Source organism: Marinobacter salsuginis (assembly GCF_009617755.1).
In the GTDB taxonomy this organism is placed as follows: domain Bacteria; phylum Pseudomonadota; class Gammaproteobacteria; order Pseudomonadales; family Oleiphilaceae; genus Marinobacter; species Marinobacter salsuginis.
Genome location: NZ_BGZH01000002.1, coordinates 523,526 through 550,063 on the forward strand (window position 1 = coordinate 523,526; position 26,538 = coordinate 550,063).

The 26,538-nt window shown below is 58.4% G+C and carries 22 protein-coding genes and 1 tRNA gene; 4 read left to right on the plus strand and 19 right to left on the minus strand.

Translation table 11 applies throughout. From position 1 onward, the window contains the following. Positions 1-15 precede the first annotated feature (15 nt). Positions 16-2,592, minus strand: a complete 2,577-nt coding sequence (gene rnr, locus GJU83_RS13730) for a ribonuclease R (RefSeq protein WP_153634570.1) — start codon at positions 2,590-2,592, stop codon at positions 16-18. Positions 2,593-2,844: 252 nt separating this feature from the next. On the opposite strand from rnr, the gene GJU83_RS13735 reads away from it, so the two are divergent. Continuing rightward, positions 2,845-2,931 (plus strand) — tRNA-Leu (locus GJU83_RS13735). A 113-nt stretch (positions 2,932-3,044) separates the two neighbouring features. Here GJU83_RS13735 and GJU83_RS13740 read toward each other — a convergent pair. The 5 genes from GJU83_RS13740 to mpl all read right to left on the minus strand — a co-directional run bounded on the left by GJU83_RS13740 (position 3,045) and on the right by mpl (position 10,219). Next, positions 3,045-4,928, minus strand: a complete 1,884-nt coding sequence (locus tag GJU83_RS13740; protein WP_153634571.1) for a hypothetical protein — start codon at positions 4,926-4,928, stop codon at positions 3,045-3,047. A 115-nt stretch (positions 4,929-5,043) separates the two neighbouring features. Further along, positions 5,044-6,786 (minus strand): protein adenylyltransferase SelO, encoded by a 1,743-nt coding sequence (locus GJU83_RS13745; RefSeq protein WP_153634572.1) that lies wholly within the window; start codon positions 6,784-6,786, stop codon positions 5,044-5,046. A gap of 82 nt (positions 6,787-6,868) precedes the next feature. After that, positions 6,869-8,008, minus strand: coding sequence for an acyl-CoA dehydrogenase family protein (locus GJU83_RS13750; protein ID WP_069183950.1), 1,140 nt, complete (start codon positions 8,006-8,008; stop codon positions 6,869-6,871). A gap of 122 nt (positions 8,009-8,130) precedes the next feature. Beyond that, entirely contained in the window at positions 8,131-8,778 is a 648-nt protein-coding gene (locus GJU83_RS13755; RefSeq protein ID WP_153634573.1) for a flavin prenyltransferase UbiX, read from the minus strand. Between the two features lie 46 nt (positions 8,779-8,824). Next, positions 8,825-10,219, minus strand: a complete 1,395-nt coding sequence (mpl, locus tag GJU83_RS13760) for a UDP-N-acetylmuramate:L-alanyl-gamma-D-glutamyl-meso-diaminopimelate ligase (RefSeq protein WP_153634574.1) — start codon at positions 10,217-10,219, stop codon at positions 8,825-8,827. 155 nt (positions 10,220-10,374) lie between these two features. On the opposite strand from mpl, the gene GJU83_RS13765 reads away from it, so the two are divergent. Then, entirely contained in the window at positions 10,375-11,637 is a 1,263-nt protein-coding gene (locus GJU83_RS13765) for a 6-phosphofructokinase (RefSeq protein WP_069183953.1), read from the plus strand. Positions 11,638-11,722: 85 nt separating this feature from the next. Here GJU83_RS13765 and GJU83_RS13770 read toward each other — a convergent pair whose 3' ends face one another. Then, positions 11,723-11,977, minus strand: a complete 255-nt coding sequence (locus GJU83_RS13770) for a GrxA family glutaredoxin (RefSeq protein WP_153634575.1) — start codon at positions 11,975-11,977, stop codon at positions 11,723-11,725. A 118-nt stretch (positions 11,978-12,095) separates the two neighbouring features. Further along, positions 12,096-14,222 (minus strand): methyl-accepting chemotaxis protein, encoded by a 2,127-nt coding sequence (locus GJU83_RS13775; RefSeq protein WP_153634576.1) that lies wholly within the window; start codon positions 14,220-14,222, stop codon positions 12,096-12,098. A gap of 60 nt (positions 14,223-14,282) precedes the next feature. Here GJU83_RS13775 and GJU83_RS13780 point away from each other — a divergent pair, with 60 nt between their 5' ends. Further along, positions 14,283-14,726, plus strand: coding sequence for a YqaA family protein (locus GJU83_RS13780; RefSeq protein ID WP_064227051.1), 444 nt, complete (start codon positions 14,283-14,285; stop codon positions 14,724-14,726). On the opposite strand, the gene GJU83_RS13785 is transcribed toward GJU83_RS13780, so the two are convergent. After that, on the minus strand, positions 14,666-16,111 hold the full coding sequence (locus GJU83_RS13785; protein WP_069183955.1) for an ABC1 kinase family protein: 1,446 nt from the start codon (positions 16,109-16,111) through the stop codon (positions 14,666-14,668). The genes GJU83_RS13780 and GJU83_RS13785 overlap by 61 nt on opposite strands. Positions 16,112-16,363: 252 nt before the next feature. Between GJU83_RS13785 and GJU83_RS13790 the strand changes: the two genes are divergently transcribed. Further along, entirely contained in the window at positions 16,364-17,455 is a 1,092-nt protein-coding gene (locus tag GJU83_RS13790; protein WP_153634577.1) for a GGDEF domain-containing protein, read from the plus strand. A 1-nt stretch (position 17,456) separates the two neighbouring features. On the opposite strand, the gene lipB is transcribed toward GJU83_RS13790, so the two are convergent. The 10 genes from lipB to GJU83_RS13840 all read right to left on the minus strand — a co-directional run bounded on the left by lipB (position 17,457) and on the right by GJU83_RS13840 (position 26,490). After that, the gene (lipB, locus tag GJU83_RS13795) at positions 17,457-18,095 is read right to left on the minus strand and encodes a lipoyl(octanoyl) transferase LipB (protein WP_153634578.1); all 639 of its coding nucleotides are present in this window, start codon (positions 18,093-18,095) and stop codon (positions 17,457-17,459) included. A 5-nt stretch (positions 18,096-18,100) separates the two neighbouring features. Next, positions 18,101-18,370 (minus strand): HP0495 family protein, encoded by a 270-nt coding sequence (locus GJU83_RS13800; RefSeq protein WP_153634579.1) that lies wholly within the window; start codon positions 18,368-18,370, stop codon positions 18,101-18,103. A gap of 30 nt (positions 18,371-18,400) precedes the next feature. Beyond that, positions 18,401-19,567: a D-alanyl-D-alanine carboxypeptidase family protein gene (locus tag GJU83_RS13805; protein WP_069183959.1), complete on the minus strand. Its 1,167-nt coding sequence runs from the start codon at positions 19,565-19,567 to the stop codon at positions 18,401-18,403. A gap of 57 nt (positions 19,568-19,624) precedes the next feature. After that, the gene (locus GJU83_RS13810; RefSeq protein ID WP_153634580.1) at positions 19,625-20,518 is read right to left on the minus strand and encodes a septal ring lytic transglycosylase RlpA family protein; all 894 of its coding nucleotides are present in this window, start codon (positions 20,516-20,518) and stop codon (positions 19,625-19,627) included. A 124-nt stretch (positions 20,519-20,642) separates the two neighbouring features. After that, complete coding sequence (rodA, locus tag GJU83_RS13815; RefSeq protein WP_153634581.1) at positions 20,643-21,785, minus strand: rod shape-determining protein RodA; 1,143 nt, start codon at positions 21,783-21,785, stop codon at positions 20,643-20,645. Next, positions 21,785-23,674: a penicillin-binding protein 2 gene (mrdA, locus tag GJU83_RS13820; RefSeq protein WP_153634582.1), complete on the minus strand. Its 1,890-nt coding sequence runs from the start codon at positions 23,672-23,674 to the stop codon at positions 21,785-21,787. Before mrdA ends, rodA begins: the two co-directional genes overlap by 1 nt. 9 nt (positions 23,675-23,683) lie before the next feature. Further along, positions 23,684-24,154, minus strand: a complete 471-nt coding sequence (gene rlmH / locus GJU83_RS13825; protein WP_069183963.1) for a 23S rRNA (pseudouridine(1915)-N(3))-methyltransferase RlmH — start codon at positions 24,152-24,154, stop codon at positions 23,684-23,686. A gap of 2 nt (positions 24,155-24,156) precedes the next feature. Next, positions 24,157-24,507 (minus strand): ribosome silencing factor, encoded by a 351-nt coding sequence (gene rsfS / locus GJU83_RS13830; RefSeq protein ID WP_064227041.1) that lies wholly within the window; start codon positions 24,505-24,507, stop codon positions 24,157-24,159. A 70-nt stretch (positions 24,508-24,577) separates the two neighbouring features. Then, the gene (nadD, locus tag GJU83_RS13835) at positions 24,578-25,228 is read right to left on the minus strand and encodes a nicotinate-nucleotide adenylyltransferase (protein ID WP_153634583.1); all 651 of its coding nucleotides are present in this window, start codon (positions 25,226-25,228) and stop codon (positions 24,578-24,580) included. Positions 25,229-25,233: 5 nt separating this feature from the next. Further along, positions 25,234-26,490 carry a glutamate-5-semialdehyde dehydrogenase gene (locus GJU83_RS13840; protein WP_153634584.1) on the minus strand — a complete coding sequence of 419 codons (1,257 nt, stop codon included), beginning with the start codon at positions 26,488-26,490 and terminating at the stop codon, positions 25,234-25,236. Between the last annotated feature and the right edge of the window lie 48 nt (positions 26,491-26,538).

Here is a 26,538-nt window from a genome sequence, read left to right on the forward strand (position 1 = left end):
TGATTCTGCTTCCTGTTACTTGCCTGATTTGCGCGGCTTGGCTTTTTTGTCGCCTTTACCAGCGCCACTGCCCTTCTTGCCTTTTTTCAGGGCGAGCTTCGCAGCCTTCGCAACCAGCTCATCCCTGGCAGAAGGCGTTTCATTATCATCGAAGGCCTCAGGCCCCTTTTTCTTCGATGACGTCGAAGCCGGGCGTTTCCTCGGGCGCTTCAGGCCAGGCTCGCCGGGTGATGCACTCTTTCGTGCAGGCTTGGCTTTGCCCGGCGGCTTGCCACCTTTGCCGGAGCTGCGTTTGCCCTTTCCCCGCTCACCTTTTTCAGGAACCGTAAGCGCGTCGCGATCGGCCTGCCGATGGACTGGCTCGCTGATCAGCTCCAGGTCGATCTTGCGATCTTCCATTCCAACCCGAACAACCTTCACACGGACCTCATCCCCCAGCCGGAAACTCATTGCCGTGCGCTCGCCGATTAGACGATGCTTGACCGAATCATGGTGAAAGAAGTCACCGCTCAGGGTCGACACGTGTACCAACCCTTCTATGTAAACACCCGATAGCTCCACAAAGAAACCGAAAGGCACCACGGAGGCAATGACGCCATCGTATTCCTCACCGACATGATCACTAAGGTACTCACACTTCAACCACGCCATGACATCCCGGGTAGCATCGTCGGCACGGCGTTCTGCCATTGAGGTGTGCTCACCCAGCTGCTCCATCCGGGCCATATCATAGGGGTACTCGGCGAGCTCGGGATCCGGTTTGGGAGGCGGAACCACATCCTTGGAGGGCTTCCCTCCGTGGATAACCGACTTGATGGCCCGATGATTGATCAGGTCCGGATAACGTCGAATCGGCGACGTGAAGTGAGCATAACCCGCATAACCAAGGCCAAAATGGCCGCCCTCTTCAGGGCTGTAGACGGCCTGACTGAGTGAACGCAGCATCACCGTCTGGATAACATTGGCATCCGAGCGGTCCTTGATACTGTTCAGCAGCTCCTGGTAGTCCGCAGACGTGGGGTTATCACCGCCGCCCAGCTGGAGACCCAGCTCACCCAGGAACAGCCGAACCGCATTGAGCCGCTCTTCTGAGGGGCCATCATGCACCCGATACAGTGCAGGCAGTTTGTGTTTTTTCAGGAATCGCGCTGTAGCAACGTTCGCACACAACATGCACTCCTCGATGATCTTGTGGGCATCGTTGCGCTGAACCGGCACTATCTCTTCTATCTTCCGGTCGGCGTCAAACACAATCTTGGTTTCGGTGGTTTCGAAATCAATTGCGCCACGCTCGGTACGCGCCTTGCGCAACAACTGGTAGAGACCATAAAGATTGTGCAACTGCGGGAGAACGCTGGCGTATTGCTCGCACAGCTTATAGCCCTGCTCGGTGTCCGGATGCTCCAGCATGGTACTTACCTTGTTGTAGGTAAGCCGCGCATGACTGAACATGACCGCCTGATAAAAGTTGTAGCTGCTGATGTTACCGGCGGCGCTAATGGTCATATCGGCCACCATGCAGAGGCGATCGACGCCCGGATTCAACGAGCAAAGGCCATTGGACAGCTTTTCTGGCAGCATTGGCACAACGTGGTCCGGAAAATAGACCGAGGTACTGCGGTTTAACGCCTCTTCATCCAGTGGAGAACCGGGCCGGACGTAGTGGGACACATCGGCAATCGCAACGATCAGACGATAGCCACCACGAGGCCTTGGCTCGCAATAGACAGCATCGTCGAAATCCCGGGCCGTTTCGTCATCGATGGTTACCAGCCTGAGATTTCGGATGTCCTTCCGGTTGGCCTTGTCTTTCTCAGTGACCTCTTCCGGAATCTGTGCCGTCTGCTCACCGACAGCGGGCGGCCAGCTGTGGGGAATGTCGTAGGAACGGATGGCAACGTCAATTTCCATCCCTGGCGCCATGTGTTCGCCAAGCACTTCAACAACCTTGCCCAGTGGCTGAGTGCGCACGGTGGGCTGGCGAACTATGTCCACCACAACATACTGGCCGTGGCGGGCATTGCCGCAATTCTCCTGGGGAATCAGTACTTCGTGATTGATCCGCGCGTTTTCAGGAACAACGAAGTTGATACCACTTTCCTCGAAAAAGCGTCCCACCGTCTGGCTGGTCCGGTATTCCAGAACTTCAACAATCACACCTTCGCGCCGGCCTCGATCATCAACCCGATCAACCCGAGCGGCCACCCGATCCCCATGAAACACCTGACGCATCTGTCGGGCAGTGAGAAACAGATCGGAGCCCCCGTCATCCGGCACCAGAAAGCCGAAGCCATCTTTGTGTCCAATCACCCGCCCCGTTACCAGGTCGGCTTCCTCAATGGGAAGGTAGGCGCCACGCCGGTTACAAATCAACTGCCCGTCCCGACACATGGCAATCAATCGCCGACGAAGGGCTTCAATGCCCTCCTCTGACGACTGACCAAGTTCTGAACACAGTGTTTCGTGGGTTGCGGGAGCGCCACGCTCTTTGAGATGCGCGAGGATAAATTCCCGGCTTTGAATAGGATTTTCGTATTTCTGGGCCTCACGGCTGGCGTGAGGATCCCGGTCGTTTTTCTTCCTGGAAACCATTCGGATCCTTGTTAAGAGGCTGTACCAACGCGGCACAGTTCAGATTCGTTTGCAATGGAGTATAACGTTGGGATGGAGCTCCTGCCTATCAACCTGCAAGGAATAGGCACAAATACCTGCCATTCTTTTTGCGAAAAAATGTTTGACAGCCTCGGCGGGAATTATTAAAGTACGCGCCATCGGTTGAGGGACACGCCTCAACGTTGGCAGAAACGTTTAGTTTTCAACAAGCTAAGGTTCTGCAAATCACCTGCCGAGGTGGTGAAATTGGTAGACACGCTAGCTTCAGGTGCTAGTGGGGGCAACCCCGTGGAGGTTCAAGTCCTCTCCTCGGCACCATTTCCTCCCCCAGGAAATGGCAAGACAGCCAACCGGCGAAGTCGTCAATTTCCTCAAATAGCATCCGATCTACGAAGCCTTCTTGCCAGAAGCCAGATTGCCACTGATCGCGACTAATCCAGCAGTCCCACCAGGTACTCAGACAACCTCTGGTAACCAAACTCTACCTTCGCATAAGCAGAATTGGGCACACCCTCAAACTCGCGGCCGCATTCTCCGGACGAATTGTAATTTTTCAGATAGGCATCGCGGATAAGGTTCGGTTGTTCTGCAACAAAGCCTGGCCCGTCTGCTGCCGGATAGTTTATCGCCCACTCGAAACTGCCATCGCCAGTCACGCGGGGCAGCTGTAGAAGATCCGGATCCAGGAATCCATAGCGCAACAGGCGGAGATTCGGTTGTTCGGGCCCGGAAAACTCCCGTCGATCAAATTCAAGCACCGGATCGGTGAAACCCGCAGGCTGGGGATCATAGCCGGAAAACTGGTACGCCTGAACGCCTGTCACAACCTGACTCGCGTCGACAGCCTCTTGCTGTGGAGCGCAGCTGTCTATACCCGCCGAAAAGGTTACGGCCTCCACCTCAACGCCCTGCTCTGAAATCCGGTATCCGGGAAAAACGGACGAGGAATTGTCGGTTTCCGGAACCAGCGTGCGCCTTGCGCCACCGCTGGTCTCAGCAACCAGTTCCACCAGATCGCCGCTGTCCGTCGTCCAGCTGTAGGTGACCTCTGGAGGGCCGCCCAATTCCGTTGAATCCGCTGCAATTCCCCTGTGTTCATGACAGGTGGTGCTGGTCTCGAAGTGAATGCGGCGATTGCCCCAATCGAAAACCAGCCGCTCATCCGTGCCCTCTTCGTCGAAATTCAGACGGCTTTGCTCCGAAAGCGCGGCGGAGGGCAACCACTGGGTTTCCAGGTCCGCCATGTAGCCGTTAACACCGATCAGTCGTGCCAGCTCCGGCATGGAGGGTGACAGGCAGCCGTTCGCGGAGACGGATAGCAGGCGCCCGCTCTCACTGTAAGCGAACGCCAGCTCGGCGGAGATCTGCAGGCCGGAGCGGTTGGCAGGCAGGCTGTCCTGATTGGAGGGCTCGGCGTATACCTTCTGGCTGGTCAGCAGCACCGGGTCGCTCAATTCCACATCCACTTCGGGGAGCACCAGGGCGTCCACATCGACATTGGCAAAATCACCCTGGGCGACATCATCAACCACCGCGATCACATCCGCAGCGTTCTGCACCAGCGATACGCCCAATAGAAACGCCGCTTCCCTGCTCAGGAATCGCTCCGTGCCGTCACTGTCTCCGGCCGCCAGCAGGTCGTTGTAGGCAGAGGGAATCTGGCTGGCCATGAACCTTGCCAGTGCCCGGGCATAGGCATGTGAGCGCTCGTCCTGGGCGAGGATATAGTCCCGCACCAGATTCAGGTCCGCCAGGCTCGCTGCCGCGCCGGAAGGTGTTTGCAGGAAGGCACCAAGGCCGACGATGCCCCGGTAACGGGCCAGCGTGGTTAATGGCGTGATATTGCGGACACCCGGAGGCGCCGACATCAGGTAGGCACTGACCACCGGAACTTCCCCGTTGCGCGTTTCCTCAAGGGTTTTACCCGGAAGGGCTACGGCATGCAGCGCATAATCCCGTGGATCAAGATCCGGCCCCACTGAAGGATCCAGGACCAGTTCCGAAATATCCATCGCGAAACGACCGCCGGCACCACTCATGGCGGTGGGCTCCCCCGAGGCAAGAGTAACCTCCCTGCCATTATCCAGCTCGATAACCAGAGGCCCCGGGGTGAACTGACTGTCCCCATCCATGTCGAGCCAGACCCGGGCGTTCTTCAGGTAGCCGTCGATGACCTTACCCGTGTAAGGCGCAGGCTCGCTGTATTCAACGCCATCGAAATCCCGCCCGTCCACGGGCAACTGGTCGGATTCCTCACCGCAACCGGCGAGGATGAGGGAGACAGCAGTAACAGGCAGACCAATCAGGCGTTTCATCGCGGCAACCGTTTATCCTTGTTAGAGGTTGTGCCGCTACTTTAGGGGATGTGGTGGCTGTAGACCTTGATAGGTTTGGCAATTTGTAAAGTTTGGTAACCAGACGGGGCTTCAGTCACGACGAGCAGCTGTAGTGTGAAACCCCACCCAGGTTGAACAACTCCGACGGCTTCAGCCGGTAGTATTGCGCCTCAACCGCATTCGACTGCTCGGCATAGGGTTGCGTCAAAACACCCTGCAAGGCACGCAGGGGCTGGTAATCGCCCTCTGCTGCTCGCTGATAGGCAGGCAGCACGAACCACTCACGCATGGTGTATTTGGGGTTCACCAGCTTCATGTTGCGGGATAGCTCCTCACGGAATTGGGAGCTGACAGTGGAGTCATCGATCCCAATCTGCGATTTCCATCTGGCAAACCACTCTGACCAGCGGTTGAGTAGCCCTTCCGGATCGGCCGCTGCTGACTCATCCAATGATCTGTAGAAGCTGTTTTTGAGGGGTTCGATGTCTTCGGGTACGGAGGAAAGCTCCCGGAAGAACATCGTATAATCCACTGGGGTCCGGGTCATCAGCGTAATCAGTTCCCTGAAGAGTTCGGCGTCAAAAGTGCCAAGGCCCAGCTTCGCTGCCCACATCTTTTCCAGCTCCGCCTGCATTACCTCGGCAAATCCACCGTGAATCTCCTGGAGTTGCGCCTGTTCGTTCTCGTGATCTGCCAGCAGCGGCTGAAGGGCCGAACAGAAACTCTTGAAGTTCCGTTCCGCCGCTGCGGGTTGGTTAAGGAAAGAGAAGTGCTGCCCGCCACCGGTCCAGGGCTGGTAGAACGGCTCGAATAGTTCGCAGAAGCCAAAAGGCCCGTAATCCAGCGTGAAACCGCCAGCGGCGCAATTGTCGCTGTTGAAATTGCCCTGGCAGTAACCAACCCGGATCCAGTTCGCCACCAGCGAGGCAAGGCGGCCGCGAAACTCCCGCGCGAGCATCACGATTTTTGTGGGCGTATCGAGGGACTGGTCAATAACACCGTGGTACTCCCGATCAATCAGGTGCAGCACCAGCTGTTCGAGTTCTTCATGGGCGCGGGGGTGCTCCTGCTTTCGAGCCCTGCGCCCGAAAAGTTCCAGCTGGCCCACCCGAATGAAGGACGGGGCGACACGTGTGGAGATGGCAACCGGCTCCGAAATGAGCTGGTCGGGATCCAGGGAATGGGAGCCCGGAGAGTACCAGGGGCGCCGTACTCTCTCTGTTTTCGAAACATAGAGGCTCAGCGACCGGGAGGTCGGCACACCCAGTGCGTGCATGTGCTCCTGGGCCAGGAATTCACGAACGCTGGAACGCAGGACCGCACGGCCATCACCACCACGGCAATACGGCGTCTGTCCGCCACCCTTGAGCTGCATTTCCCAGCGCTGACCGTTCAGAACAGCTTCCAAAACCGAAATGGCGCGACCGTCGCCATAGCCGTTGCCGGTCTGGAACGGGCACTGTTGGGTGTATTCGGTGCCGTAGATGGAAAGTGCATAGCCACAGGCCCAGCCGACTTTGCTCATGGGCGCCGGCACCTGTGAGAGGTCTCCGGAGAACATCCGGATAAAGTCGTCGGACTGGGCCAGGCTGTCGGCAAAACCCAGTTCGCGGAACAAATCCTCACTGTGGGCAACGTATTCAGGGGTTTCGATGGGCGTGGGCCTGACCGGGACATAATGCCCCGAAAAGACCTGCCTTGGCCGGTGATCAACACCATCGGACGTGGCATCCGGATCGCAGATCAGACTATCCATGAGCGAATAGTCAGCCATCGGTGCAAGTTCTTCGAGGTTGCTCACATCGAAACGGGTTTCTCGCCCCAACGGCTTGTTCATCTGTGCCTCTCCTGATCAAAGGAACCGGGCAGCGCCAGCACTGCCCTTCGTTGCCCTTATGACCAGCCCATCTGGCGAGGGTTCAGAATGAGCGGGCAACGATTTCCTTCATGATTTCATTGGTGCCGGCGTAGATCCGCTGCACCCGCGAGTCTGCCCAGGCCCGTGCGATCGGATACTCCCACATGTAGCCGTAGCCCCCGTGAAGCTGCACGCACTCATCCATTACCTTGCACTGCAGGTCTGTAGTGAGCTGCTTGAGCATCGCCGCGGTGGGGATGTCGAGCTTCTTGTCAAGATGCAGCTCCAGGCACCGATCGGTGAACACCCGGGCAGCGGTAATTTCCGCCTTCATTTCCGCCATCTTGAAGCGGGTATTCTGAAACGCAATCACCGGTTTCCCGAAGGCGTTACGCTCCTTGACGTAATCCAGGGTCCACTGCCAGGCGGCTTCAGCAGCGGCAACAGCCCCCAGCGCCACCTGCAGGCGCTCGGCCGCCAGCTCCTGCATGAGCTGGAAAAAGCCCTGGCCTTCGCCCGGACCTATCAGATTCTTCTCAGGTACTTTTACGTCCTGGAAGAACAGCTCGGAGGTGTCCTGGGCCTTCATACCCACCTTGTTCAGGTTCTGGCCTTTCTCAAACCCTTCCCAGGCGGTCTCCACCATGAACAGGCTGATACCCTTGGCGCCTTCCTTCGGGTCGGTCTTGGCGACCACAATAACCACATCGGCAAGCTGACCGTTTGTAATAAAGGTTTTCGAACCGTTCAGAACGTAATGATCGCCGTTCTTGACCGCCGTGGTTTTCACACCCTGCAGATCCGAGCCGGCCCCCGGCTCGGTCATGGCGATGGCGCCAATCATTTCACCACTGGCCAGTTTGGGCAGATAATGATTTTTCAGCTCGTCCGAGCCGTAGTTGAGCACGTAAGGCGCAACAATGTCAGAGTGCAGGCCCCAGCCTATCCCCGTCAAGCCGGCCCTGGCGACCTCTTCGATCAACACCGCGCTGTACCGGAAGTCCGCGCCTACACCGCCAAACTCCTCCGGCAGGCAGGGACACAGAAAACCCAGCTCGCCGGCCTTCTGCCAGAGTTCGCGGCTGACCTGGCCGTCTTTCTCCCACTGATCATGGTAAGGCGCAGCCTCCTGCTCCAGAAACTTGCGGACAGAATCGCGGAAGCCTTCAAGGTCGGCGTCGAAGAGAGTACGTGGAATCATGGTGAACCTCGGTGAATGACCTGTGTTGTGATTGTCGTTCACCAAGTCTCTGCCCGGAGCCCGGTTTGCTCAATGATGAAAAGCATCAATCGGGCTGACCAAAACCATCGCCCGGAGCAGGGTCAGCCCTTGCGCTTGTCCTGGGCTCGGGCTTCGCCCCACCGGGGCATGAGATCCTGGGGCAGATTCAGATGATCAAGGATTCGGGCAACAATAAAGTCCACCAGGTCCTCGACTGCCTGGGGTTTGTGGTAGAAGCCGGGGCTCGCCGGCATGATGACCGCACCCATGCGGGTCAGTTTCAGCATGTTCTCCAGATGCACCTCGGAGAAAGGCGCTTCCCTGGGCACAAGAATCAGCGGGCGACGTTCCTTCATGGCCACATCGCCGGCCCGCTCGATCAGGTTATTGCTGGCGCCGGTCGCCAGGGCCGAGAGCGTTCCCGTACTGCAGGGACATACCACCAGCGGCGCTTTCTCCCCGGAACCGGAGGCCGGCGGTGCAAACCAGTCTTCCCGGCCAAACACCAGAACCTGGCCCGGCTCCGCGCCTGAATAGGCAGACAGGGTTTCCTGCATGGCCGGCGGGGTTCCCGGCAGCTTGAGGTCGGTTTCCGTGGCGATCACTACCTGCGCGGCCCGGCTGACCATCACATTCACCCGGCAGCCGGCCGATACCAGGCACTGCAGCAGGCGCAGACCATACTGGGCGCCCGAGGCGCCGGTCATGGCCAGGTTAACTGTTGAAGGCCGGTTCTGGTCGTTGCTCATGGATGTCGCCACTTGTCAGTCAGGAAAAGTCACCGGCCACGCCGGATCAGCCACGAATACGCTCAAGCTCGGCAATGAGTTTACTGTGGATACCGCCAAAGCCACCGTTGCTCATGATCACAATGTGGCAGGGGCTGGACAGATCTTCCAGGGTACGTGCCAGCAAGTCTTCCACCGAGGCCTCTACCCTGTGCCTCTCCGAACCAGCGTTCAGCGCCTGCCATCCGGAAATCAGTTCCGGCAGCCAGTCCATGTTGTTCAGGTTGGCCCACAGAACCCGGTCGGCGGTTTCTGCACTTGGCAGCAACGTCTGCCGGTGAACGCCCTGCTTCATGGTGTTCGAGCGCGGTTCAATCAACGCCAGGATAGGCTCCTCACCCACCTGATTACGCAAGCCCTCAAGGGTGGTGGCAATGGCAGTCGGGTGATGGGCGAAGTCATCGTAGACCCGCACGCCGTCGATGTCTGCCAGCAACTCCATGCGCCGCTTGACGCCAGAGAACCGGCAAAGCGCCGCCACGGCATGATCGGGAGTGACACCCACATGGCGGGCAGCGGCAATGGCAGACAGGGCGTTTCGGACATTGTGAAGACCGGTCTGATCCCACTTCAGCGTTGCCACCGGCTGCTCGTGGTGAATAACCAGAAACCGGCTGCCATCCTCCGAGAGCAGCTCGGCGCGCCAATCCGACATGCGAGGAGTCTCGCTGCCAATGGCGGTGTCCTGGACCGGGCTCCAGCAGCCCAATTCCAGGGCATTATCCAGGTGGCGATCTACTGCGGGACGAATGATCAGGCCCTGGGAGGGGACAGTCCGAACCAGATGATGGAACTGTCGCTCAATCGCTTCGACGTTGTCGAAAATATCCGCGTGATCAAACTCCAGATTATTCAGGATCAGGGTGTGGGGACGGTAATGAACGAACTTGGAGCGCTTGTCGAAGAAGGCGCTGTCGTATTCATCCGCCTCGATCACAAAAAAGTCGCTGTTGCCCAGCCGTGCCGAGACGGGAAAATCCCGGGGAACACCGCCCACCAGGTAACCCGGTTCGAACCCGGCCTGGTCCAGGATCCAGAGTAGCATGGACGTGGTTGTGGTCTTGCCATGGGTACCGGCCACCGCCATCACCCAACGATGCCGAAGCACCTCGCGGCTCAGCCACTCGGGCCCGGACATGTAGTCAATGTTCCGGTTAAGCACCGCTTCGACTTCCGGATTGCCCCGGGACATGGCGTTGCCGATCAGAACCAGATCCGGTTTGGGCTCAAGGTGATCCGCGCTGTAGCCTTCCATCAGGCTGATACCCTGAGCCTCCAGCTGCGTGCTCATGGGCGGATAAACACCCTGATCAGAGCCGGTCACGGTGTGGCCAAGCTCCCGGGCAAGAACCGCCAGGCTGCCCATGAAGGTGCCACAGATTCCGAGTATATGAATGTGCATTCGGCAACTGCCCTCTGAGTTGAAACCCGACAAGCCTCCCGTATCCGCCCCACCCCGTCAAGAGCCATGCTATCCGCAATCCTGCTCATGAAAATTGCCGGCGATTGGCGTATCATCTGCGCCATTGTCGAACCAGCAGGAGGCTCCAGCCCGAGATGGCCATCAAGAACGCATTCTACGCTCAGTCCGGCGGTGTCACCGCCGTCATCAATGCCAGTGCCTGTGGCGTCATCCAGACTGCCCGCAAGCATCCGGACAAAATCGGCAAAGTGTTTGCCGGACGCAACGGCATTATCGGGGCGCTGAAGGAAGAACTGATTGATACCAGCCTCGAGAGCGACGATGACATCCAGGCACTGATTCATACCCCGGGCGGCGCTTTCGGCTCCTGTCGCCACAAGCTAAAGAACATTTCCGAAAACCGCCGCGAGTATGAGCGTCTGATTGAGGTATTCCGGGCTCACGACATTGGCTACTTCTTCTATAACGGCGGCGGGGATTCACAGGATACCGCCTACAAGGTCTCCCAGATCGCGGACAAAATGGGATATCCCATTACCTGCATCGGCGTGCCCAAGACGGTGGATAACGACCTGCCGTTCACCGACTGCTGCCCGGGCTTCGGCTCGGTTGCCAAGTACATTGCCACGTCCACTTTGGAAGCCAGCCTCGACATCAAATCCATGTGCGAGACATCCACCAAGGTGTTCATCCTGGAAGTGATGGGCCGTCACGCCGGCTGGATTGCCGCATCCGGCGGCTTGGCGGGACAGGGCGAGGGCGAGCCGCCCCACATCATTCTGTTCCCTGAAATTCCTTTCAATCGCGACGCTTTCCTGGCGCGCGTAGACCACTGTGTGAAGGAATACGGCTACTGTGTTGTCGTCGCCTCCGAAGGTGCCCAGTATGAAGATGGCCGGTTCCTGGCAGATGCCGGAGCCAAGGACGCGTTTGGCCACACCCAACTCGGTGGTGTTGCTCCGGCCCTGGCCAATATGGTCAAACAGGCCCTGGGCCACAAATACCACTGGGCCGTTGCCGACTACCTGCAGCGCAGCGCCCGCCACATTGCCGCCGCTACCGACGTTGAACAGGCGTATGCGGTTGGCAAGGCAGCGGTGGAAATGGCCCTGGAAGGCAAGCAGGCGCTGATGCCCACCATCGTGCGCGAGCAGGCAAAGCCGTACCGCTGGAAGATTGGCGAAGCGCCCCTCAGTGAGGTGGCAAACCAGGAAAAGAAGATGCCGATCCACTTCATCACCGACGATGGCTTTGGTATCACCCAGGATTGCCGGGACTACCTGGAGCCCCTCATTGCCGGAGAGAGCTTCCCGCCGTTCGATAATGGCCTGCCTCGGGTTGCCAGGCTCCAGAACACGCTGACCGAGAAGAAGCTGAAAACGGATTTTGAACTCTAGTCCACTGCAGGACTCAGCGAATAAAAAAGCCTGACAGTTTACGCTGTCAGGCTTTTTTGGTTGCTTGAAGAGTCATCGCTGTGAGCTATCGAGCCAATTCCGCCTGATGGTCTCGAACATAGGCGTAGAACTGATCAAAACCTCCCACATACTGGCTCCCCACAAGAATCTGCGGCACTGTGTAAACTGGCCGGCCGATCTTGTCGGCAATATCCTGCTTACTCATACCCTTCTCGATCATATCGACCCACACATAGGGAATGTTTCTGGCCTCACACAGGTGCCTGGCCTGCACACAGAACCCACAACTTGAGCGGCCGTAAATCGTGACCTGCTCCATAAACACCTCCAAGATCTCTGGCGGTAAATTCCGGGATTAAAATCGCATGAGCGAATCATGACACGGCACCCGGTAATTGAAAATTGATGCTTTGAATCGCCGCCATAGTAGCGAGCCATCATGTTCTGAGCCGGCTGAGCTCACGCTCCAGAACCTGCACCTCGTGGTCCAGGGCCTGACCACTGCCCTTGACCCTGCCGGCAAGCTCCCGGAGATCGTTGGCAGCGTCACCGATCTGAGTGAGGTTGCGGTTGATTTCCTCGCTCACCGAGCTCTGTTCTTCCGCCGCAGTGGCCACCTGGGTTACATGCTCCACGATGGTCCCGATCCGGTCGACTACCGTGGCCAGCGAATGGGCCGCTTCCTGGGTGCCATCAACCGCCGAGGTGGCGCGATCAACGCCGCTCTGTATCACCGAAACGGCACCGTTCACATCCTGCTTGAGGCCGTCGATCATGGTGCTGATTTCATCGGTGGATTCCCGAGTGCGGGAGGCCAGCGTGCGGACCTCATCGGCAACCACGGCAAATCCGCGTCCCTGTTCGCCAGCCCTGGCGGCCTCGATGGCAGCGTTGAGGGCAAGAAGGTTGGTTTGCTCGGCGATGCCCCGGATGACATCCAGGATGCGATTGATATCCTCGCTGCGATTGGCCACCTGCCCGATCGCTGTACTGGCCTCGCCCATATCGTTGGCCACCGCGCTCACTCCATTCACCGCCGATGACAGCGTATCCTGGGTAAACCGGATGCCGTCCTGGGCCATCCGGGCGTTATCGGCCGCTTCGCCGGCAAACCCTGCCACCTCTCCTGCAGCGGCGGACATTTCGTTCATGGCGGTGACCACGCTGTCGATGTCCTGGTGCTGTCGACCTGTCTGTTCATCGGTCTCGACCGCAATACTGCCTACATCCCTGGCCTGTTCGCGGACCTTTACATTCACGTCCTTCAGATCATTGATCATTTCTCTCAGACGCGCCAGGAAGGCATTGAACCCGCCGGCCAGCTCGATCAGTTCGGCGTGGGTGTCGATTTCCAGTTCACGGGTCAGGTTTCCTTCGGCGCTGGCCAGGTTCTTCATACGATCCCGAATTTCATCCAGCGGGCGGGTCACCGAGCGCACCAGCAGCACCAGGGCCACAATGGCCAGGACAACCACACCGATACCCACAAGGCTCTGGCGAGTGGCGGTGGCGGCAACTTCGTCCGACAACAGGCCAGTAATTTCCGAAACGCTTGCCAGCGCGGCATCCCGGGGCAACTCGATCAGCAGCGACCACTCGGCATCCGGCAACCGGATCTCCACGGGATAGGCCACGGCCAGGGTCTGACCGTCATCAAAGGTGCCCTCACCCTGGTGCAGCCCTGCGAAGGTGCTGCCGTGATCGGGCACGGCTTCCTGCAGAGGCCGGCCAAGGTGCGACTCATAATGGCTGGAGGCCGCGATAAGACCCTGCTCACTGATCAGCGTGACCCTGGACTGGCCTCCAAACAGCTCCTGGCTGACACCGGCAATGGTTTTTTGCAGGGTCGAAAGATTGATATCGACACCCACCACACCGGCGAATGTTCCGTCATCCAGAATCGGAACCACCAGACTGGTCATCAGCTCGGAATAGCCCTCACTGATTTCATATTCGTAGGGCTCCATAATGCAGGGCGCTTTGGTATCCCGCGAACAGAGATACCACTCAGCTTCCCTGATCCCGAATTCGTTGAGGTTATCCAGATACTTGGTGGAGGGGTCCTCTGTGCGTCTGAACTGGACCTGCCCGTCCGGCTCCCGGTAGTAGTATATCTCCAGGGTGCCCTCGTCGCTGCTGTGCTCTTCAACACCACCGGTGAAATAGCGATCCTGGCCATCGTAGCCATCCGGTTCGAACTGGGCGTAGATCGAGCTCAGGCTTTTCTGCTCCTCCAGAACCGCGCCAACGGTCTCCTGAAGGGCTGACCGGCTGATACGCCCGGAGCTGTCGGCCTGAATATTACGGATGATGACGTTGCGAACGACTTCCGGCGTGCGAAAAGCGGTCGCAAACTGGCCACTGACCAGCTCACCATATTTGCCGGCGGTTGCGCCTAGCTGATCCATCACAATACCCTGCACCGTATCCTGGGTTTCTGCCGTCAGTCTTTCTTCCATGTCGCCGAGGGATAACTGGGCCGTGACTACAATGCTAATGCCCATAATCAGGAGCAGTGACACAACGAGGGCATAGAGCTTGAAGCGCAGCGATAACTGTTTCATGGTAAGGCCGGACCTGCGGAATGTTGGAGGTTCGTTTCATCTTAAAGCACGGAGGGCACGGTGGCCTACCTGACGCTATTTCTGACCGCGTTCGCTGCCGCCACGCTGCTGCCTGCCTACTCGGAAGTCCTGCTTGGTACCCTGATAACCCAGGGCTACTCCTGGTGGTGGCTCTGGTTCTGGGCAACGCTGGGCAACACGCTGGGCTCGGTCGTTAACGGAGTTATCGGCCGGCAGGTGGATCGCTTTAAGCATAAGCGCTGGTTTCCGGTCAGCGAAATGCAGCTGCACAAGGCGCGGAACCGATTTAACCGTTATGGCCAGTGGTCACTGTTGATGGGCTGGCTGCCCCTGGGGGGTGACGCGCTGACCCTCGTTGGCGGGATCATGCGCGTGCCCTGGCTCAACTTTGTCATTCTGGTGGGGATTGGCAAGGGCGCCCGCTACGCCTTCGTGCTCTGGCTTGTTGCCGAGGCATCCGGCGCGTCATCACCCTCACCGTAGAGGTATTTCCTGAGCAGTGGCTCGCCGTTGAACTCGGAATTCAGCACCGCAACAAAGGTGTAGACCCCGATCAGTTTCCGGTTAAGGAAAACAAATTCCTTCGGAGGCACACGGAAATACCGACTGATAGCCGATCGGGCGGCCTGTCTTGCTACCCGGGACGGCAACTCACTCTGCTTCCAGCGATATTCGCCGTGGCTGTTTACCGCATAATCCGGCCAGGCGTCCTTGTCACTGGATAGCGGCTCGAGCACCGACATACACACCTGACCGAATTTCTCCAGCACTTCGTCGGGCCACTCGGTGCTCATGAAGCGCAACTTGACACCACCATCAATCACGGCTTGCAGATCGTTCTCATAGGACGCCCTGATCATCTGGATAACCGGTTTGAGGAAGTCATCCGAGTAGGCCTGAACAGCCCCGAAATCAAGCAGGACTATGCGGTCGTAACCCGGGTCATCACCTTCTTCGCCAGCAATCCGGATGCGGTAGTTGCCGAAGTTCGGATCGGTCTGTATCTCACCCCAGACGAACAGCTCGCGGAAGAACAGCTCCAGGGCAGCCTTGCCCAGGGCGCTCCGACGCTCCAGAGGAAGGTCTTTTACCGCCTGGGAACTGACAGAATGGCCATGTTCGTAGGTCGAACAAATCACGTGCGCCGTTGAGAATTCCGGCAGCACCCTGGGTACGATGAACCTCGGATCCGACGCCAGCATGGTGCGGAATTTCTCGGTGGTTTTCGCCTCCAGACGATAGTCCACTTCCCGGTGCATCATCTGCCGGACTTCTTCCAGCCAGTCATTAAACTCCGGGCCAAAACTGACCAGCCTTGCCACCCGCAACAACTGGGCAACCGCATTCAAATCGCTATCAACCGCATCGGCAACGCCGGGGTACTGAACCTTAAGCACCAATTCCAGGCCGTCACTTTTGCGCCAGGCCCGGTGCACCTGCCCCAGCGAGGCCGCCCCAATGGGTTCGGGTTCCACATCCAATTGAGCCAGGCGATCGGCTCCCAGCTCGTCTTTAAGAACGCGCTCAATGGCCGGCCATTCCAGTGACGTGGTCTGGTCCTCCAGGGTATGGAGGGCTTCCGTAACTTCCTCGGGCAGGAAATGCTCGCCATACAGGGCCATGACCTGGCCGATCTTGACCACGCTACCCTTCAGCTGTCCCAGCTCATCCACCAGGAACCGCGCCTGGTTAGAGAGCATGGCGCGGTGGCGCTTCTCCCGGTTTTCCCGGCTGCTGAACCAGTTGGTTGCCATATGCGAAGCCATACGGGTACCCGCAAACAACCCGGCACGGGTCAGGCTCAACCTGCGCTCGAAACTGCCTGTCTTGATGCGGGAAACCGAATTTCCTGAACGTCTGGAAGACATAATGACCTGTTCGGATCAGAGAATTTCACCACGTTTGGCGTCTAACTCCATTATACGGATAGTCAGGGGAGCTGACCTAACCGAGTCGACCGGCTTTCTGCGGCCACGGGGCCAATGTGCCAACACCGTCGCCGGTTTACATCTGGGCAACCGGATCGTTTACGTTTCGACACAGTTTCTGGCAGGAAACCGGTCTACTATTTCTACATACGTAAGGTCCAGCAACGATTATCACAAGAACAAGATCCGAACATGCCGCAATCCGCCAGAAAAACGCCGGATACGGAACTGTCCCAGTTCCGGGTCAAGGGCGAGATTCCTGTCCCGATTCTGATCAACTGGCTGACTACCGTTGCCGTTCCCCTGCTGTTGTTTTTTGGCTGGCGTTCGAGCATGCAGAAGGATCCGATCACGCCGCTGTTGCTGGTTGCCTTTGCCATCCTTCTGGCGATCAATTCTGTAACCTATCTGCTGTTCGGAAACAAAACCCTGCAGCGACGGGGTTTCATTACCCTGATCACAGTGCTGTTCACCTACCTCGCGATCTTTGCAGTGGAAGATGGCTCAGCCATTGTCTGGTTGTTTGCCTACCCTCCCATCATTTTTTACATCAGCGAATCCCGGGTTGGCGTGCTCGCCTGCGGCGCCGGATTTGCAGCCGTCATTCTGCTGTTCAGCCCATTGGGCGACCTGTTGTTTGAGCCCCCTCACAGCACCAGTTTCCGGATTACCATGGTGGCGGTTCTCGGCTTTGAGATGGTCACCTGCTACATCCTTGACCAGAGCCGCCGGCGCAGCAAACTGGGCCTGCTGAAGCTGGCCGCGGAATTCGAGTATGCGGCCAAGCATGATGCACTCACCGGCCTTGCCAACCGACGGGAAGCCCTCGAGCAGCTGGACATCGAATACCAGCGCTACCTTCGCAACGCCCGGTCGTTTTCTGTACTGCTGATGGACATCGACCTGTTCAAGAGCGTCAACGATAACTACGGACATCACGTCGGGGACGAATTGATCACCCTGGTGGCCAGAACCCTGCGGGAGCAATGTCGCAAGGTTGACACCCTGGCCCGGTGGGGCGGTGAGGAATACCTGGTACTGCTGCCGGAGACAACCACCGAGGAGGCCATGTCATCTGCCAACCGGATCCGGGAAGCATTTTCCGAAAGATCCGTCAGCACCGAGCAGGGTCAGGTGCAGGCCACAATCAGTGTGGGCGTGGCATCAATCCGGGGATCCGAGTCCATCGACCGCCTCCTTCAGCGGGCAGATGAAGCCCTGTACCGGGCCAAATCCGAGGGCCGAAACCGCGCCTGCGGTTATGAGGATGAAGCGGCGGCCTGAACTACCAACCCTGGCAGAACTCGACATCCCCGCGGGCCAGGCCGTTGACGAGTTGCTCTGACAGTCGTTGCTGCACGTCGGCCAGGGTTATACCCGGAACAAAGTCCCGCACCTGGCACATGGCCATGCCGGCATAGCCACAGGGATTAATCCGCTGGAAGGGTTCCATGTCCATATCCACGTTCAATGCCAGTCCGTGGAAAGAACAACCACGGCGAACCCTGAGGCCGAGGGAAGCGATCTTGGCATCTCCCACGTAAACACCGGGCGCATCCGGCCTGGGGGCGGCCTCAATACCCAAACCGGCCAGGGTGCGGACTATGGACTGTTCAATCTCATCCACCAGGGAACGCACACCCATTTTTTTTCGAGTCAGGTTGATCATCAGGTAAATCACCAACTGACCGGGCCCGTGATAGGTCACCTGCCCGCCCCGATCAACCGGGATCACCGGAATATCGCCCGGAGCGAGGATATGCTCCGCCTTACCCGCCTGGCCCTGGGTATAGACCCGGGGGTGCTCAAGGCACCATAACTCGTCCGCCACGCTGTCATCGCGGTCGGCGGTGAACGCTTTCATGGCCTCCCAGGTTTCCAGGTAGGGCTGCTCCCCTAGGGATCGAACAATCAGGTCAGGCATCGGGCTCAGAGCACCATGTGCACGCGGCCGCTGGCCTTGAGATCTTTGAACAGGGCTTTGAGCTGTGCTTCACCCGTTGCCACAATCTTGAGCTGGACCGAGGAAAACCGGCCCTTGCTGCTGTCGTTAACCGTGATGTCGGTTTCGCTGATCCCGGGCGCATGCTGCTCCACAACCTCAACCACGAACTCGGTGAAATCCGGCGCTGCATTGCCGATCACCTTGATCACGTAGTCGCAAGGAAACTCAATTTTTGGTGCTTTCGGCTGACTCATGCCGCTTTACTCCCCGGGATCAACATCACCCTACTGAAATAACTGAACGAAAAAGAGCTTGATGGCATCCCAGATGCGCTTGAAGAATCCGCCCTCCGGAACTTCGGTCAGGGCCAGCACCGGCTGATCAACCAGTACCTCACCGTTATAGGACACCTTGACCCGTCCCAGCTCATCCCCGACCTTGATGGGTGCTTTGATCACAGAATCAAGGTCAACCGTGGACTCCAGATCGTTTCTTGAACCCCGAGGAATGGTGACATAGACGTCTTCGGTCATGCCTACTGACAGTTGGTCAGTCTGGCCACCCCAGACACGGGCTTCAATCAGCTCCTGGCCGGACTGGAACAGGCGTTCGCTCTCGTAGTAGCGGAAGCCGTAATTCAGCATCTTCTGGATTTCCTGAGCCCGAGCTTCTGAGCTGTTGGTACCCATGACGACCGCAATAAGGCGGGTGTCGTTGCGCTTGGCCGAAGCAACCAGACAGTAGCCAGCTTCCTCGGTGTGACCGGTCTTCAGACCATCGACGCTGTCATCACGCCAGAGCAGGCTGTTCCGGTTCGGTTGGCGGATATTGTTATAGGTGAAGTGCTTTTCAGCGTACAGCGGATAGTTTTCCGGGTAATCATTGATGATTGCCTGCGCCAGCATGGCCAGGTCATAGGCCGTTGAAAAATGATCCGGCGACGGCAGACCGGTAGCGTTTTCAAAGTTGGTGTCTTTCATGCCCAGCAACTGGGCCTGCTGGTTCATGATATCAACGAAGGCGTCTTCGCTACCAGCAACAAATTCCGCAAGGGCGACTGAGGCATCGTTGCCCGACTGAATGATCACCCCCCTGAGCAGATCCTCAACCGACACCTGAGTGCCTTCCCGGACGAAGGTTCGGGACCCCTCGGTTTTCCAGGCATTCACGCTGATCGGCACCATGTCGGACATGGCAATCCGGCCCTCATCAAGCTCCCGCTCAACGATATACGCGGTCATCATTTTGGTCAGACTGGCGGGCGGCAAACGCTCGTGGCTGTTCTCCTCCATGATGATCCGTCCGCTCTTGGGATCCATCAGCACATAAGAGCTGCCAGCAATCTGCGGCGGCGACGGAATCAGTACCGCCTGGGACATCGCCTTGCCTGTCAGAGCAAGCATCAACACAAAGACAATAGATAGGGTTCGAAAAACAGAGTTTAAGGCCATGGGTCCATTCATTCGTCGTTAAGTGTGTTTCTTATGAAGGTGTCTTGTTTGCCATGCTCAGTGCGTATCGGTCAGCACGATGGACTGATCGAAACCCCGAGCTTCCAGGAGGCTCTGGGTGCGCCTGGCGCTGTCTTCATCGCTGAACGGGCCCACCTGAACCCGGTGAAATCGCCCCGAGGAGGTATCAACAGCCCGAACACGCATCGGGTTTTCCAGCACCGACCTTACCTGGCTGAGCAGCTTCTCGGCCGGGTCCCGGCTGCTGAAGGAGCCCAGCTGTACAAACAATGACCGGTTGCTCATTGCCATGTCGCCGCTTGCCTTCACCCGGCTTTCTGCGTATGTGGTCGCGTCTCCCGGAGAAAAGGGCTGACCGGCAATGAACATGGATCCATCCGGCCTGACCGTAATGGCGGCGACTTCCACCCTCGCCGTGCCCCGGGCCTGGTAGCCCAGCTTTTTAGCGGCAGCGTAGGACAGATCGATGATTCTGTCGCTGTGAAAAGGCCCACGATCGTTGACACGGACGATCACCGAGCGGCCATTATCCAGATTCGTTACCCGGGCAAAACCAGGAATCCGCAGGGATTTGTGCGCGGCGGACATGGCATACATGTCAAAGGTTTCGCCATTGGACGTCTTGTGGCCATGGAATTTTTCGCCGTACCAGCTGGCCGTACCCCGGGCAACATAACCGTCGTTGCTGTCAAGGACGTGATACTGCTTTCCCCAGACCTTGTAGGGCGATTTATTACCGGCCCTGCGGGGCGCCTCATAAACCGGGACCGCATCATCAAGCCCGGAGACATCAAAATTGCCCGAGGGCGCCCTGTCGGTCGCCAGGGTATAGCGAGAGGAGTGGTCGGTTTCCGGAGCTGACGCGCAGCCGCCGAGTATCACGGACACCACAACCGTCAGCAGGAGAAAGAATGATGGCTTGAAGTTCACTGTCCGGAGTTCCTCTTCACTTCACTGGCACCGCCGTCAGGTGTTCGGCGCTCTGGCTATCATTGTAACGGGTTCTGCGCCGCAATCACCATTACCCGACCGCCATGGTTCGATTGACCACCGCTCAGGCACCAATCATTCGTCGATGCGTATGGATCGACATCAGAACGCCAAACGCTGCCATCAGTGTCACACCCGAAGTGCCACCATAGCTGATCAGGGGCAATGGCACACCAACCACGGGCAAAAGTCCGCTTACCATCCCGACATTCACGAAGATGTAGATAAAGAACGTCATGGTGAGCGCACCGGCCAGCAGCCGACTGAACGAGTCCTGAGCCGTGACGGCAATGTACAGGCAACGAAGGATAATCAGGAAATACACCGTCATCAGGATCAGCATACCTACAAAACCGAATTCCTCCGCCAGCACCGCAACGATAAAATCGGTATGGCTCTCCGGAAGAAACTCAAGGTGTGACTGAGTCCCTTGCAGCCAGCCTTTCCCGTCCACACCCCCGGAACCAATCGCCGTCTTGGACTGGATGATGTTCCAGCCAGCACCCAGGGGGTCACTTTGCGGATCGAGGAGTGTCAGTACCCGTTGTTTCTGATATTCCCTCATGACGAAAAACCACATCAGCGGAGCCGACACGGACACCAGGGCCACAAAAGCGGTGATCAGTTTCCAGCTGATGCCTGCGAAAAACACCACGAAAATGCCCGCCATGCCCACCAGCAGCGACGTCCCCAGATCCGGCTGCTGCATGATCATGATCATGGGCACAAGAACGATCGCGAGCCCCACAGCCACATGCCGGAACCTCGGTGGCAGGAAATGCCTGGACAGGTACCAGGCCGCCATCATGGGAACCACCAGTTTCATAAGCTCCGAGGGCTGGAAACGAGGCAGCCCCGGTATCGCCAGCCAACGCTGAGCGCCCTTGGCACCGACACCAACCAGCATGACGGCAATCAATGCAACAATGCCGGCTGCGTATAGCCAGGGCGCCCATCGGCGGAACACCGAAGGATCCAGCTGGGCAAACACCAGCATCACCACAAACGCGACACCCAGGCGTATGCCCTGGGCCTTGACGACTTCGAAGTTCCGGTCAGCGCCGCTGTACAGAACGAACAGCCCGCCGGAAACCAGCAGAAGCAGCAGGAGCAAAAGAATTGGATCCAGATGCAGCGCGGTCCAGATACTTCGGTGCCGGCCAAGTGGATTGCTCGCGGTTGAATCCAGTAACGCCTTGAAAGCCATCAGTTGGCCACCTCACCAACCCCACTGACCAGTGCGCCATCGGCCTGGTTGTACTCAAGCAGCCAGGAATCAAACAGAGCCCGGGCCACCGGCGCGGCGGTACCACTGCCGCTGCCCCCGTTTTCGACAATGACAGCAACCGCGATTTCCGGTTTATCCGCCGGCGCAAAACCGACAAAAAGCGCGTGATCCCGGAGCCGCTCGCGGATTTCCTCTTCATCGTATTCTTCATCTTCTGCAAGACTGAAAACCTGCGCTGTACCAGTCTTGCCCGCCATCTTGTAAGACGCACCCCGGCCGACAGAGCGTGCCGTTCCTTTCGGCCCATGCATGACCTCAACCATGGTGTCGACGACATATTCCCAGTCGTCGGAGTTCTTGAGATTGAGCGGTTCGTGAGTCTCGGCAGGCAGGAATTCCTCGACTGGCCGGTCCCCTTTGATGTCTTTCAGCAGCCTTGGCTCTACCCATCGGCCACGGTTGGCTATCAAGGCGGTTGCCGTCGCCAACTGCAAGGGTGTAGCCAGCATGAAACCCTGACCGATGCCCATATTGACGGAATCCCCCGGATACCAGGGCTCATTCCGGACCGCGCGTTTCCAGTCCCGGGAAGGCAGCAAACCGCTCAGGGCACCCGAGACATCGAGAGTAGCGTCTTCTCCGAAACCGAAATGGGACAGATAACTGTGCATGGTATCCACCCCCATCTCCACGGCCACCTCGTAGAAATAAACGTCGCAGGATTCGGCCACCGCATCCTTCAGATCAACCCAGCCATGTCCGGTACGCTTCCAGTCCCGCCATAGCCGGCCGCCTTCACGCAGACGGAAATGCCCGGGATCCCAGATGGTGTAATCCCGGGTGGTGGCCCCGCTATCAAGGGCGGCTACTGCGAGCATAGGTTTCACCGTCGAACCCGGAGGGTACTGCCCCCGCAAGGCCCGATTGAACAGGGGCTTGTCCTTACTGTCGCTCAGCTCCCGATAGTCGTTGACGCTGATCCCGGTAACGAATTTATTGGCGTCGAAACCCGGCACACTGGCCAGGGCAAGAATGCCACCGGTATCAGGTTCAATCGCAATAATGGCACCCCTGCGACCGTCCAATAGCTCGTGAGCGCGCTGTTGCAACCTTAGATCCAGGTGCAGCTGCAGATCTTCTCCAGGCACAGGGTTTTCCCGCTCCAGAACTCGCAGCGTTCGACCCCGTGCGTTGGTTTCAACGTGCTGGTAGCCGACCTGACCGTGAAGGATCTCTTCATAGAAACGTTCGATGCCCGACTTGCCGATGTAGTTGGTGCCGGCATAGTTGACCGGATCGATCCGCTGCAACTCGTCGCGGTTGATACGCCCGACAAAGCCAAGGGCATGGGCCGTCAATTCACTGTGCGGGTAGAAACGAACAAGCTCAGCCTTGACCTCTACCCCAGGAAGCTCATGACGATGCACAGCGAGACGGGCCATCTCCTGTTCATTCAGGTCGTAGCGGAGGGGAATTTCCTGGAAGGGTCGACGGGGTTCCTGAAGCCGGCGCTGGAAACGTTCGCGGTCTTCGTCGGAAATCTCCAGGATTTTGCCAAGCTGAGCCAGGGTATCATCCATGCCCTGCACCCGCTCAGGAACGAGCGTTACGCTGAAAACGGGCCGGTTCTCGGCTAGCAGGGTGTCATTACGATCGTACACCAGCCCCCGCGGGGGTGGCACTGACTGAACCTGGACGCGGTTTTTGTCCGAAAGGGTGGTGTATACCTCGTGTTCGACGACCTGAAGCTGGTACATCCGCGCAATAAGGCCGCCAATCGCCAGCATTACAAAAGCCAGCATTACCAGGGTCCGGCGCTGGAAGAGCCGGCGTTCTGCCGCTGTATCCTTGAATTCACCCCATGGCATAACTAGCCCCTAGGCCCGGTGATACGGGTGATTGCGGGTGATCGACCAGGCCCGGTACAGCTGTTCTGCCAGAACAATGCGTACCAGCGGGTGGGGCAAGGTGAGCGCGGACAGCGACCACTGCTGGTCGGCCCGCTTCCGGCAATCTTCGGCAAGGCCGTCTGGTCCGCCAACCAGAAAGCTCACATCTCGGCCATCCTGCTGCCAGTTTTCCAGTTGGGTCGCCAGTTTTTCCGTCGACCAGGGGCGACCGCCAACCTCCAGTGCGATCACCCGGTCTTTCGGACCAGTCGCCGCGAGGATGGCGTCACTTTCACGCTGCATCAGTCTGGGAATGTCGGGATTCTTGCCCCGGTGGGCGACGGGAATTTCAACCAGTTCCACGGGTAGCTCCGGCGGCATGCGGCGAGCGTAATCTCCGAATCCGGTACTGACCCAGTCGGGCATTTTCTGCCCCACGCAGATCAGGCGTAACCGCATGATTATTCGCTGCCCGCAACACCAAGATCGGGAGCATCGCGCCAGAAGCGCTCCAGATCGTAAAACTCCCGTGTGGCAGGCATCATCACGTGAACAACCACATCGCCCAGGTCCACAAGGATCCAGTCGCTGACGCCAGCGCCTTCAACATTGCTGGCCCGCACACCCTGCTCTTTGGCTTCGATTACAACGGAGTCGGCGAGGGATTTTACATGTCGATTGGATGTTCCGGATGCCAGAACCATGAAGTCGGTGACACTGGTGCGGTCACGGACATCAATCACGCTGATGTCCTGTGCTTTCACATCTTCAAGCGCATTAATTACCAGATCTTTCAGTTGCTCTGCCTGCATAATCACCCTGTTGGACGGGCGTTTGCCGGTATGGCCGCCCGAAATGTCATATTCAGACGCGATTGTAGCACTAAAAGTTCCCGTCGGGGCATGCACCATAGAGCCCCAGGCGACGAATTTCTGCCCATACGGGATCCGGCATCAGGTAGCGTGGCGACCGCCCGTCACCAATCCGTTCCCGGATGCCGGTGGCGGAAATATCCAAGAGTGGTGGATCCAGCTCGAGGAAATGGCCAAAGGCCCTCTCGTGCAGGGCCTCGGGACCGCTCACGCCCCGTTCCGCCAGCATCCGGGCAGGCTCGCCCGCGGGGTCCAGCGCCGGACCGGGCCGGCGGACTACCACCACGTGGGCCAGTTCCGGAATCTGCTGCCATTCCCGCCAGCGATCGAACCCGGCAAAGGCATCGGTGCCAACCACCATCACCAGGGGCTCACGGGGTCCCAGCTCGGCCCGCAGCTGACGCAGGGTATCGGCCGTGTAGGAGGCCCCCTCCCGCGCCAGTTCCCGGTCGTCAATCCGTAACTGGGGCTCGTTGGCCACCGCCAGCCTCAGCAGCGCCAGGCGCTGGCCAGAGGAAGCCCCGGTCTGGCCCCGATGCGGCGGAATATGACAGGGCACCAGGCTGACGTACTCCACGCCAAGACGGTCACTGATTTCAAGGGCCAGCCTCAGGTGGCCATGATGCACCGGATCGAAGGTTCCACCATAAATGACATGCATGGGCATCAGGTCCGGATATGCCCGTCACCGAAGACCACGTACTTCTGGGACGTGAGCCCCTCGAGCCCCACCGGACCCCGGGCGTGGATCTTGTCAGTGGAGATACCGATTTCAGCCCCCAGACCATACTCAAAGCCGTCCGCGAAGCGCGTGGACGCATTAACCATCACCGAACTGGAATCCACCTCCGTGATGAACCGACGCGCCCTCGTGTAGTTCTCGGTGATGATACTGTCGGTATGCTGGGAACTGTAACGGTTGATATGCTCAATAGCGCCATCCAGCCCGTCAACCACGCGCACCGCCAGCACCGGAGCCAGGTATTCGGCCTCCCAGTCCGCCTCGGTGGCTTCTGCCACGCCGTCTACGATGGCCCGGGTCCGTTCACAGCCCCGCAGTTCCACACCTTTCTCAACGAAGGCCTGCGCAAGCAGAGGCAGGATATCCTCAGCGATCTCGGCGTCGACCAGCAGGGTTTCCATGGTGTTGCAGGTACCGTACCGATGGGTTTTGGCATTGATCGCCACTTTCATCGCCTTTTCCGGATCCGCATGGCTGTCGATGTAGACATGACAGACACCATCCAGGTGCTTGATGACCGGCACCCGGGCATCTCGGCTGATGCGCTCGATCAGGCCTTTGCCACCTCTGGGCACAATCACATCGACATACTCCGGCATGGTGATCAACTCACCCACGGCCGCGCGATCCGTTGTTTTGATTACCTGTACCGCGTTCTCGGGCAGCCCGGCTCTCGCCAGCCCCTCAGAAAGACAACGGGCGATGGCTTGGTTGGAATGAATGGACTCGGAGCCGCCCCGGAGAATGGTTGCATTGCCGGATTTCAGGCACAGACTCGCAGCCTCGACCGTCACATTGGGGCGTGACTCGTAAATAATACCGATGACGCCAAGCGGAACACGCATCTTGCCCACCTGGATACCGGAGGGACGGTAGGCCATGTCGGTAATGGCACCGATCGGGTCCGGCAACGACGCGACCTGACGAAGGCCCTCGATCATGGTATCGATTCGCTGGGGCGTGAGCTCCAGACGATCGAGCATCGCCGCATCCAGGCCATTTTCACGGCCCCTCTGCAGGTCTTTGCCATTGGCCAGGCCCAGTTCTTCCCGGGCTGCATCCAGAGCCTCGGCCGTCGCCAGGAGCGCCTGATTACGCACGGCCGTGGTCGAACGAGCCACTCCGGTTGCCGCTGCTCGGGCTTGCTGCCCAACCTCAGCCATGTACGCTGCAATATCCATTCAAATACCTTTCTGTTTTCAAGCGGAATCAGGAATAAGTGCCTAACT